The following is an 11,350-nucleotide window of genomic DNA, read 5'->3' as shown; positions in this document are numbered from 1 at the left end:
CGCGGGATTTTGGTATCGCCCTGCCAGAATCACGGTGTATTTGTATGAATTGAACCTAATTACATGTATTTGAAATGATGATAGACGAGAAATAGGAGGAATCTACAATGTTAAACGAATCAGTAATCAAGGTATTAAACAATGGAATGTGGGATCTGGCTACCTGTGCAGACGGAGAGCCAAATGTTGTTCCGGTTGCATTCAAATCAGTCACCGACGATGGCAAGCTGGTTGTGGGAGATGTTTTTCTTGAGACGACCTTAAACAATATCAAGGCAAATGATGGAAAGATTGCAATCTCTGTTTACGATGCACAGAATCTTGAGGGATATCAGATCAAGGGAACTGCCGAGTATGTGACAGAGGGGGAGCTGGTAAACACCTTTAAGGCGATGGTTGAGAAGATGTTCAACGGCGCAGTAACCGCAAAGGGAGCCCTTATCATTACGCCTGCAAAGGTAATCGTCACAACACCGGGTGCAGATAACAAGAAAGAGATCTAAGTTATCTAAGTGAATGCAAGTCAGTGCGAGTACTATGAATCAATTAATCGAATTAAGGACGTACTAGATGTACTAATAAATTTAATAGTAACTTCAAAAAAGATCACCTTCCGTCTATAATGAAAGTAATGATTAGTCGGAAGGTGATTTTACATGGCAAAATATAAGAAAAAGTTGGACGATGATATACGGTGTCCTTTGGAATATGGGTTGGCAATCTTTGGCGGTAAATGGAAATCCCGCATTATCTGTGTGCTCTCAGCCAATGAAAAACTGCGTTACAGTGAACTTCGCAAAGAAATGTACAACATTACGGATGCGGTGCTGTCAGCGACGCTGAAAGATTTGATGGAGGATAAAATTGTTGACAGAAAGTCTTATGATGAGATTCCCCCTCGCGTGGAATATTCGCTGACGCAAAAAGGAAATTCGATTGTCCCGATTTTGCAGAGCATCTGCCAATGGTCGGATATATTTTATAAAGAAGATGGGGAAAATGAGATGGTGCAGTGCCAAAAGTGCGACCATCGCAGATAAAAAGCTGTTATTCTTAAAGAAATGGAAAACATGGATTTTTTGTTTTGAAAGAGCTTTTGTAATCCAGATTTGTAGTTTAAAATAGTGGGGGAAGAAACAGAAATATTAACAGAAAAAAGGAGAAGGAAAAAATGAGAATTGGAGTAACTTACAAAAATGGAGAAATCTTTCAGCATTTTGGACACACAAGCCAGTTTAAACTGTATGAGGTCGAGAATGGGGAGATCAAAGCGATGCAGATCGTCGATACGAATGGTCAGGGACATGGAGCCTTAGCTTCGTTTTTGACAAATGCAGACGTTGAAGTGCTTATCTGCGGTGGAATTGGAGCCGGAGCACAAAATGCACTTGCAAATGCAGGCATTCAGCTGTATGGTGGCGTGAGCGGAGATGCCGACGAGGCAGTAAAACATTATTTAGCAGGAGATTTAAGCTACAATCCGGATGTGCACTGCACCCATCATGAACATGCACATTCCTGCGGAGAGCATAAGTGTGGGGAAGAGAAACACGGATGCACAGGAAATGGAGGAAATTGTTAGGGGATTAGATCGTTCTTTTCGGAAGGCGATGCTATGTTGTAGCATATAGGAGTTTTCGTATGGAAAATTCTTGTATGGGAATTTCACGAAATAGAAGATTAAAATAAAAATGATAGAGACCATTCATTTGACTGGAAACAGTTGAGTGAGTGGTCTTTTTTAATACGTTTTTATGTGAGGAAAAGATCAAAAAATTATTCAAAGATAGAAGATCGTGTGTTGTTTTGGACGCATACAAGAAAGAAAAATCCTTTTATAATAGGGGGAATAGGATAATGCCTTATAACATCTTGCATCGATGAATTTTATGACGGCAGGAGATCACGAGAAAAGTTGGATGACCGCAAGTTTTGACAGAAGAGGAGACAGGAATATGGAGAGGTACGATAGCTTACAAGAATTTGAAAATGAGTTGATGAAAGAGGAGTATAGCTTTAATACGATTAAAAAATATATTCGAGATGTAAAACGGTTTTTACAGTGGAATCGGGAGCGGGAATTAACATCAAATAATCTGATGGAATGGAAACGAGATCTGATTCGTCATTATGCTCCTACCAGTATAAATTCTATGCTTGCTTCGCTGAATCATTATCTGGAATGGCTCGGGTATCCTCAGTTTAAAGTTCGTTTTCTTCCTATTCAGCAGGAAATTTTTGCGAAACCAGAGAGAGAACTTAGTGAACAGGATTACAGGTGTTTGCTGAGTACTGCGGAGAAAAATGGAAAGCACAGGCTTGCATTGATTTTAAAGACGCTTGCATTAACCGGAATCCGGATTTCTGAACTGGAATTTATAACAGTGGAGTCCTTAAAAACGGGAATAGCGAGTATCTGGAACAAAGGAAAGGCGCGAAAAATCTTGTTGCCAGTAAAGCTGTGCAGAGTTTTGAGAGAGTATTGTAAGCGAGTAAAAAGAGAGTCGGGTTCTATTTTTGTGACGAGAACAGGAAGACCATTGAATCGCTCAAATATCTGGAGAGAGATGAAGAGTCTGTTTAAAGAGTCAGGAGTAGCACCAGAAAAAATCTTCCCGCACAATTTTCGCCATCTTTTTGCGAGGACATTTTATTCGATCAACAGAGATTTGGTAAGATTATCGGATCTGTTGGGGCATAACAATCTGGCAACGACTCGGATTTATATTCGAGAGAGTGGAAACGAACATCGAAGGATATTGGAAAAAATGGAGCGGATTTATGAGATGAGAGAAAAAGAAGATAAAAAAATACTACATAATCGGCGTTATGTAGTATTCGTATGAAACTTCTGAATTTAATTTTACTACTGTGAAAAGGAAAATGCAAGCAGATTCCCACGAAAATAAGACCGGTTTCATAAAATATTAACCGGTTTATTTGAGTTGGCTATCTGCTAATTTTTTTTCTTAGAAAAAGCATCTACTAGCAAAGAAGTATATGTTTTGATGGGATTTTAAACTACATAACGCCGATTGTGTAGTAAAAAAGAGGGAGAAGTTTTGGGAGAAGGCGATAGTGGTGAGAAACTTACACTTGAGGAGATCAAGAGTAAGTACAAAAAGAAAAAAATTGAAGAAAGAACGCTTGTAGAAGAAATTTCCAAAGTACTAAAAGAAAAGTCTAATGAAGAATTTGAAATAATTTATTGGGAGACAAAAGCAATTTTGAGAAAGCACGAAGAGTGGTTGCTTTTTTATAGACAAGTAGATGAAATGATTACGAAGCTGTTAGGTGGAAGTGGACTTGGATTGGTATTTGTAATAATAAATAATAAGAATAATATTATTAGTAATCTTTTTTCTGAAGTAGCTGTTTATTTCGGATTTGCCGTATTAATAATTTTATTAATAGAATGCGTATTCAAATTATTCTGGTATCTTCCAATTCTCTTTAAAAACAGAGAAAGGATTTATTACCAAGTCTTGTTTGATATTTTAGCTGATATGCGAATGGATAAGGCTAGTAGAGATTCTATTTATGGAGAAGTAGAAAATTAATGTAACAATATAAATGGAGATATTTGAGGGAGATATGGAAATGCTTTGTCCAAAGTGTGGGTATGAAATTAATAATGATAAAGAAGAGCAGTTTTGTCCTAACTGTGGTTGTGAGTTAGAAAAACAAGCAGAAGATGTGAAGACAAAGAAAAGGCCTAGGAAAGTATGGAAGAAATTAGGTTGTTTAGTAGTTGGTATTTTTGCGTTTATACTTTTTTTCTATGTGCCAAATCCTAAAATAGATGTAAAAGATGGTGTGATTGCAGTTAGACCAGATATAAGAATTCATGGAGATAAAGATGTATGGAACCCTACTTTACGATTAAAATTTCATAGTAGAAGTAAATTAAAAAAAGTTGAGATTTTAGAAGATGTAACAAAAATAGGAGAAGGAGCGTTTTGGGGCTGTACTAATTTAAAAAATATTACAATTCCGTCAAGTGTAGTAGAGATAGGAGATTATGCATTTAGTCAGTGCAATAATTTAGAGAGTATTACGATTCCATTAAACGTGACGAAAATAGGAAAGGGAGTATTTTGGGATTGTACTAGTTTAAAAAATATTACAATCCTATCAAGCATAACAAAAATAGAAAATGATGAGTTTAGATGGTGTAGCAGTTTGAAAAACATTACAATTCCGTCAAGTGTAGTAGAGATAGGAAATAATGCGTTTAGTCAATGCAGTAGTTTGGAGAATATTACAATTCCATCAAGCGTAACTCAAATAGGATCATATGCATTTGGAGGATGTCGTAGTTTGAGTGGTATAACAGTTCCATTAAATGTGATGGAGATAGGAAATGGAGCATTTTATGATTGTGGTGATATTATAGTAAGACTTCCTGAGAAAATGCGGGATTGGAATCTTTCGGATTTTATTGGTCCAGATGTGAGTTATGTTTTTTATTAAAAAATTATACTTATGGAGAAAAAAGATGTTTTGTCCAAAATGTGGAACAGAGATAAGAAATGGGATTTCTTTTTGCCCTAAATGTGGGGTGAAGATTCAGAGTCAAACAGAAAAGTCACCGGATGTGAATAAGAAAACTTTAGATTATTTTAATGCTAAAGATTATCTTTTGAGATTAAAACACTTAATAAGTACTGTTAAAAAGATTCCTAAAAAAATGGTGGCAGGGATTGTAGCGGTAGTAGTGGTTGGATTAATAGCAGTGAATTTATTAGGACATCCAAGCACAAAAAATCTTGATGTGGAAGAGTTAGCGCAGGAATATTTTGAAAATAATATAGTAGAAAACAAAGATATGTATCAAATTTGTTTTGATTATATGATGGATGATTTAAGTGATCGGATAAAAGCTAACGCAGGACTTCTTTTAAAAACAGCGGGTTTTACACCAATGTTTACAAAACAGAGAGATGCACAAGATTGTGCGGACAGTGCAATGATCTTGATAAAAAGTTATTTTTCTTCAGATAAATCTTCCCAGAAAGAACTGGTAAAAGCAGTAACTCAGTATTCTTCAATAGAAATCGGAGATATGAGTAAAGAAAATGATATTGTTACAGCGTCTGTTACGATACAATATTTGGACATTACAAGTGTTGATAAAGCAATGATGGAAAATGCTACGACTTTAGTTGGTTTTAGTAGGATAATGGCAAGAGCAAAAGATTTAACTCAAGAAGTAATACGAGGAAAAGCAGGATTTATTGTAGATGCATTTAAGGATACAGCGGAAAACTCAGAAGAAAGGAAAAGTAGTACAGGAATTATGGAATTTAGCTATGATAAGAAACGAAAAAAATGGTTTGTCAACTATGTAGATAATAACCTTTTAAATGCATATTACGGTATGGAAACAAGATAGGAGGAAAAATGGGATTTTTCGATTCGTTAAAAGATTCATTGCAGGAAAAACCAGAAAAAGAAGCGACTTCAAATAATAAATTTGATTTGGAAATTTCAGCAACAGAAAAGCAAATTGTTGAGTTATTGACTAAAATTGGTCGAGTTTATATGGAGAAGCATGCATTTGATAACAATCCAGAGTATGTCGAATATGTAAAACAGATTCAAAATTTGGAAGAACAAAAACAGATTCTAGAGAGAAATAAGTTGGCAGCACAGGGACTTCGTGTGTGTGAACATTGTCATCAGATTATTACTTTAGATAGTGCTTTTTGTAATAAATGTGGTTCAAAGTTAGATCCCATTGTAGTGTCTAGTATAGATGGAAGATTCTGTCCATCATGCGGTGCATCGCTTTCAGAGGGTGATGTTTTTTGTACAGCCTGCGGAGCAAAAGTGAATTAAGTAGACAGGGGGAAAACATGATGTTTTGCGGAAAGTGTGGGAAGCAGATTGATGAAAAAGCTAAGTTTTGTCCGTATTGTGGTGCAATAATTGAAACTGATAAAAAAAATAAAAATGATATATATTTAGATAACAAAACAATGGTGAAAGTAGATATTGCATTAATAATATTGATAGTAGGAATATTTACATTAAAAATTATTCGGGAGCGATTATTCCCTTTTACTCCAACAAATATGCAGATTCTATATGAATTGAGCGAAAAATCGGATGAAGAATTATTGGAAGAATCCTCCGAACTGACGACAGAAACCGAAGTAGTACAAACAGTACAAACCGAAACAGCACAGCCCACAGAGACAGAATCAACAGAGTATGAATCCATAGAAGTAGAAGAAGAGGCTGATGCAAGCGAATACATACTTCCAGAGTGTGATACTCGGATTTATTCCAAAGAGGAACTACAAAATTTATCGAAAGAACAGCTTCGTCTTGCGCGAAATGAGATTTATGCAAGACATGGACGCAAGTTTTCGGCGGATGATTTGAATGCATATTTTTCCAGTAAATCTTGGTATACTCCTTTATATGAAGGTGCTGAGATTGATGCGAAGGGAGATAGTATTTTAAATCAGAATGAAATAGCAAACCGCAATTTGATTGTAGAGTTGGAAGCTGAAAAGTAGAAGAGTCAAAAACGATAGAGAAAACTATATTTTTGCAGATTTTTTGCCCCACCTTGCCATCCCCCATTCTTAATGTTAAAATCAAGGTATCTTAACTTTTGTCTTGTTTAGCATGGAAAGGGGCGGTGAAGGTGGGGCAGTTTGTAAATCCCGGAAATGGTGCGTTTCAGGTTGCACTCAATTCAGAGATCTATGTGGATAAGACCGGTTTGTTGGAATATACGAATAAGGTGATGGACACAACTGCAAAATTTATTTGCAACAGCCGTCCGAGACGATTTGGAAAGACGATCACGGCAGATATGCTGACGGCATACTATTGCAGATCCTGTGACTCGGAGCGGATGTTTTCAGGATTAGAAATCAGCAAAAGTCCGGAGTTCAAAAAATATCTGAATGCGTATGATGTGATTCACTTGGATATTCAGTGGTGCATGGAGTCCGCCGGGGGAGCGGAGCGTGTGCTCTCGTATATTTCAGAGAGAACTATCGCGGAATTAAGAGAGATTTACTCGCGTGAACTTCCAGAAGAAATCTGTACTCTGCCGGAGGCATTATCCAAGATTCATATGGCGACAGGAAGAAAATTTGTTGTTATCATCGATGAATGGGATGTCCTGATTCGTGATGAGGCGATGAACCAGAAGGTGCAGGAGGAGTATATCAATTTTCTGCGGGGAATGTTTAAGGGTTCTCTGCCGACCAACTATATTCAACTTGCATATTTGACAGGAATTCTTCCGATCAAGAAAGTGAAAACACAGTCGGCTCTCAACAATTTTGATGAGTTTACGATGTTGGATGCAAGCGTGTTAGCGCCGTATGTCGGTTTTACGGAAGCGGAAGTAGTGGAACTCTGTGAGAGATACGGAAGAGATTTTTCTCAGGTGAAACGTTGGTATGATGGATATCTGCTGGGAGATTATCAGATTTATAATCCGGTTGCGGTTGTAAAGCTGATGACAAAGGGGGGACGATTCAAAAGCTATTGGTCGGAAACCGGAAGCTATGAGGTGGTCGTTCCGCTGATTAATCAGAATTTTGATGGACTGAAGACAGCGGTTCTTGAGATGCTTGCGGGGACATCGGTGAAAGTTCAGGTGAAATTCTTCCAGAATGATACGCTGAATTTCAAAAATAAGGATGATGTCATCACATATCTGATTCATCTAGGGTACCTTGGTTATAATGAGCAGACACAAACGGCATTTGTTCCAAATGAAGAGATTCGTCAGGAACTCACCGTTGCAGTGGAGAGCACTCGCTGGAATGAATTTTTTATGTTTCAGAGAGAATCGGCAGAGCTTCTGGAAGCGACGCTTGAGATGGATGAGGAAGGTGTCGCAGAGGGGATTGAGAAGATTCATATGGAGTATGCATCTGCGATCCAGTATAACAATGAGAATTCTCTGAGCAGTGTACTGACAATTGCATACTTGAGTGCGATGCAGTATTATTTTAAGCCGGTGAGAGAGCTTCCGACTGGAAGAGGATTTGCCGATTTTGTCTTTCTTCCAAAACCGGAATATGTGCAGGATTATCCAGCTCTTGTCGTAGAGCTTAAATGGAATCAAAATGCACAGACGGCATTGGAGCAGATTCGGGATAAAAAATATCCGGCATCGATTGAGGCATATACAGGAGATATGTTATTAGTTGGGATCAATTACGATAAGAAGCACAAGAAGCACCAGTGCCGGATTGAACCGTATGAAAAAGAAAAGTAAAAATTGAAAATGGTAGATCAGATAGGGCTAATGTATAAACTTGAAAATTTGTACGTTAGCCCTGTTTTTTATGGTACAATGAAAGATATAACAAGAAAAGCATTAAAAGCACTAAAAACACTAAAAGCACTTTGGAATGGAAGAAATTGGGTTTCTGATTATAAAAACAGGAGTGAGCCATGAAGAAAATACTGGTCATCTTGGGCGGGGGTCGCCCAAAAGGGAATACAAGACAGTTGGTAGATGCATTTATGCAGGGGGCGACGGATGCCGGACATTAGGTGGAGCTTATATCGCTTAATAAGATTGCGGTGAAAGGCTGTATCGGCTGTAATGCCTGCCGTTATGGAAAGCCATGTATACAGAAAGACGGATTTAACGATCTCGTTCCGAAAATAAAGGAAGCCGACATGATTGCATTTGCATCTCCATTATTATTTTGGACAATATCCTCTAAGCTGAAAGCATTTATCGAGAGATTTTACTGTATCGCAGAAGAAGATCCAAATCCGCCACTCGGTCGATATGAAAAATATCCGGTTAAGGATGCCGTCTTGCTGATGACTTCCGCCGATGATCTGTTCTGGACGTATGAGCAGGCGGTATCTTATTATAAATTTGCTGTGATCAATTATATTGGTTTTCGTGACAAGGGAATGTTGCTCGCAGGTGGATGTGGTGACACGAATGGAAGATCGCAGATCGATAAGACGAACCATTTGAGCGAGGCATATCAGTTTGGCAAAACGGTTTATGCAGAATAACGGAGAAGCGCAGTAATTCTGATGGGAAGATATCAGCGAAGCTGACCAGAATTACGCACCAAGTCTCTGCAAGTGTCGACTTGAATTTAAAATTTGACTGGATTGGAGGAAAAAGAATGTTTCGAGAAATGCGCAGAAAGAAAAAAGAGATGGACAGAAGTCAGGCAGAGTCCCTTTTAGAAAAAAGCCGGAGGGGTGTGCTTGCAGTAAACGGGGATCATGGGTATCCGTATGCGATTCCTGTCAATTATTTTTACGACAGAGAAAATCAGAGAATCTATTTTCATGGGGCGCGTGAAGGACATAAAGCCGATGCTCTGAGGGCGAATGACAAGGTGTGTTTCACCGTTTATGGAAATGAGAGGATCAAAAAAGAAGAAGCCTGGGCGCCGTTTGTGCAGAGCACGGTTGTGTTTGGCAGATGCCATCTGCTTGAAACAGGTGAGACGGCGATGGCATTATTAAAACAGATGGCGATGAAATACTATCCGACGGAACAGCTGGTTGATGAGGAAATTGCGAAACTTGGAAAAGTTGTTCAGGTTTTTGAAATTGAGATTGAACATATGAGTGGCAAGGAAATACAGGAGCGCTAGATAGGATAGATAAAATGAAATTAAAAAATATTTTGATTGTCGTGAAAGACATCGAAAGATCGAGACAGTTTTATCACGATCTGTTCGGTCTTGATCGGATTGTTGAAAATGATGGCAATATGATATTAATGGATGGGCTTGTGCTTCAGGATGAGAAGATCTGGCGGGAGTTTCTGGGAAAAGAGGTCATTCCGAGAAACAATGCCTGTGAATTGTATTTTGAGGAGAATGATTTGGAGGCGTTTGTTGAAAAGCTGGAACGGTTGTATCCGGAGGTGCAGTATGTCAACCGGCTCACGACGTACAGCTGGGGGCAGAAGATGGTTCGCTTTTATGATCTGGACGGAAATCTGATTGAGGTGAGAACGCCTATGTAGCGCGACTGTTTTTCAGGTCGACGCAAGCATCGACTTGGCGCGTGATTCTGATCAGTTTTGCTGACATTTTCCCATCAGAATCACTGCGCATCTATTTTGAGTTATATCGTTTCAATAGGTAAAAGAGACATCTACTTTGAAGCATAACACCTCAGAGCATACGAAATCAGGAAACGCTGTTCCTATTCTGCTAGACTGTAATCACAGAAAAGGAGTGGAGAGAGATGAATTGGATACAGGGAATTCAGCGGGCGATTGACTATGTGGAAGCCAATATCACAGAAGAGATTGATTTCGAAGAAGTTGCGAAACAGGCATATTCGTCTTCATTTCACTTTCAGAGAGTATTCAGTATTCTGTGTGGCTGTTCGCTGGGCGATTATATCCGTATCACAGAAGAGATTGATTTCGAAGAAGTTGCGAAACAGGCATATTCGTCTTCATTTCACTTTCAGAGAGTATTCAGTATTCTGTGTGGCTGTTCGCTGGGCGATTATATCCGTATGCGCCGACTCTCTCTTGCAGGAGAAGAGTTGTCGAAAGGAAAAGCGAAAATCATTGATATTGCGCTGAAATACGGATATGATACACCGGAAAGTTTTTCGCGTGCCTTTACCCGGTTTCATGGCATTGCACCAAGTGAAGCAAAATATAGTGGCAAGGTCAAAATCTTTACTCCTCTGTCTGTGAAATTAATTTTGACAGGAGGCAGTAAGATGGATTATCGAATCGAAAAAAGAGATGAGTTTCAGGTTGTATGTAAGCGAAAGAGAGTGGGAAAACCGCAGAGTGCAAGTGCAACTCAGGAGATTACCGCAATGTGGCAGGAATATGGTGCGGATGGAACGATGGCACGTTTGATTTCCTATCTGCCGAAAGCACCGAGGATGAAGGGACTGTTAGAAATTTGTTTTTCTTCGGAGTTGAATGCGAAGCAGTTTCCGTATGGAATTGGTGTTGAGTATGATGGACGGAATGTGGATGATGATTTGGAACTTGTGACAATCCCGGCACATACATATGCAGTTTTTACCAGCAGAGGAAAGATGCCGGATGCGTTTATTGAAACGTATAATCGAATTGTGACAGAATTTTTCCCGCAGAGCAGTCAATATGAATATGCGGAGAATGTGGAATTTGAAGTGTATTCATCTGAGGATGTCTCTGATCCGAATTATCAGTGTGAAATTTGGATTGCAGTGAATGAAAAAAAGGCAAAGTAAAGTAACGACAAAACAGAATAATGAGAAGAGTTACGGAAAGCGTAACAAGAACAAGAGTAGAAATAAAGATTGAAGAGAGAATAAAAAAGAAAAGAAAAACGACAGCAACAAAAAAGAACCCGTCCACCATATAGGG

15 protein-coding genes are annotated in these 11,350 nt (G+C 38.6%); all 15 read left to right on the top strand.

What is annotated here, in order from left to right:
* Positions 1-107 precede the first annotated feature (107 nt).
* Complete coding sequence (locus ACR0QT_RS00395; RefSeq protein ID WP_432628940.1) at positions 108-503, top strand: pyridoxamine 5'-phosphate oxidase family protein; 396 nt, start codon at positions 108-110, stop codon at positions 501-503.
* A 153-nt stretch (positions 504-656) separates the two neighbouring features.
* Positions 657-1,040: a winged helix-turn-helix transcriptional regulator gene (locus ACR0QT_RS00390; RefSeq protein ID WP_432628939.1), complete on the top strand. Its 384-nt coding sequence runs from the start codon at positions 657-659 to the stop codon at positions 1,038-1,040.
* Positions 1,041-1,171: 131 nt separating this feature from the next.
* Entirely contained in the window at positions 1,172-1,582 is a 411-nt protein-coding gene (locus ACR0QT_RS00385; protein WP_432628938.1) for a NifB/NifX family molybdenum-iron cluster-binding protein, read from the top strand.
* 373 nt (positions 1,583-1,955) lie between these two features.
* Entirely contained in the window at positions 1,956-2,846 is an 891-nt protein-coding gene (locus tag ACR0QT_RS00380) for a tyrosine-type recombinase/integrase (RefSeq protein ID WP_432628937.1), read from the top strand.
* 216 nt (positions 2,847-3,062) lie between these two features.
* Entirely contained in the window at positions 3,063-3,560 is a 498-nt protein-coding gene (locus tag ACR0QT_RS00375) for a hypothetical protein (RefSeq protein WP_432628936.1), read from the top strand.
* Between the two features lie 40 nt (positions 3,561-3,600).
* The gene (locus tag ACR0QT_RS00370) at positions 3,601-4,473 is read left to right on the top strand and encodes a leucine-rich repeat protein (protein ID WP_432628935.1); all 873 of its coding nucleotides are present in this window, start codon (positions 3,601-3,603) and stop codon (positions 4,471-4,473) included.
* Positions 4,474-4,498: 25 nt separating this feature from the next.
* Positions 4,499-5,395 carry a zinc-ribbon domain-containing protein gene (locus ACR0QT_RS00365; protein WP_432628934.1) on the top strand — a complete coding sequence of 299 codons (897 nt, stop codon included), beginning with the start codon at positions 4,499-4,501 and terminating at the stop codon, positions 5,393-5,395.
* 8 nt (positions 5,396-5,403) lie between these two features.
* Entirely contained in the window at positions 5,404-5,841 is a 438-nt protein-coding gene (locus ACR0QT_RS00360) for a zinc ribbon domain-containing protein (protein WP_432628933.1), read from the top strand.
* Between the two features lie 17 nt (positions 5,842-5,858).
* Positions 5,859-6,527, top strand: a complete 669-nt coding sequence (locus ACR0QT_RS00355) for a YARHG domain-containing protein (protein WP_432628932.1) — start codon at positions 5,859-5,861, stop codon at positions 6,525-6,527.
* Positions 6,528-6,658: 131 nt separating this feature from the next.
* On the top strand, positions 6,659-8,254 hold the full coding sequence (locus tag ACR0QT_RS00350) for an AAA family ATPase (RefSeq protein ID WP_432628931.1): 1,596 nt from the start codon (positions 6,659-6,661) through the stop codon (positions 8,252-8,254).
* Between the two features lie 3 nt (positions 8,255-8,257).
* Complete coding sequence (locus ACR0QT_RS00345) at positions 8,258-8,437, top strand: hypothetical protein (RefSeq protein WP_432628930.1); 180 nt, start codon at positions 8,258-8,260, stop codon at positions 8,435-8,437.
* Positions 8,438-8,535: 98 nt separating this feature from the next.
* Positions 8,536-9,018: a flavodoxin family protein gene (locus ACR0QT_RS00340; RefSeq protein WP_432628929.1), complete on the top strand. Its 483-nt coding sequence runs from the start codon at positions 8,536-8,538 to the stop codon at positions 9,016-9,018.
* Between the two features lie 116 nt (positions 9,019-9,134).
* On the top strand, positions 9,135-9,614 hold the full coding sequence (locus tag ACR0QT_RS00335; RefSeq protein ID WP_432628928.1) for a pyridoxamine 5'-phosphate oxidase family protein: 480 nt from the start codon (positions 9,135-9,137) through the stop codon (positions 9,612-9,614).
* A gap of 14 nt (positions 9,615-9,628) precedes the next feature.
* On the top strand, positions 9,629-9,991 hold the full coding sequence (locus ACR0QT_RS00330) for a VOC family protein (RefSeq protein ID WP_432628927.1): 363 nt from the start codon (positions 9,629-9,631) through the stop codon (positions 9,989-9,991).
* 224 nt (positions 9,992-10,215) lie between these two features.
* Positions 10,216-11,214: an AraC family transcriptional regulator gene (locus tag ACR0QT_RS00325; protein ID WP_432628926.1), complete on the top strand. Its 999-nt coding sequence runs from the start codon at positions 10,216-10,218 to the stop codon at positions 11,212-11,214.
* The last annotated feature ends 136 nt before the right edge of the window (positions 11,215-11,350 follow it).

Source organism: Brotaphodocola sp. (assembly GCF_050873365.1).
In the GTDB taxonomy this organism is placed as follows: Bacteria; Bacillota; Clostridia; order Lachnospirales; family Lachnospiraceae; genus Brotaphodocola.
The sequence above is the reverse complement of the archived record's forward strand: the minus strand, read 5'-3'. Positions and strand labels throughout refer to the sequence as shown.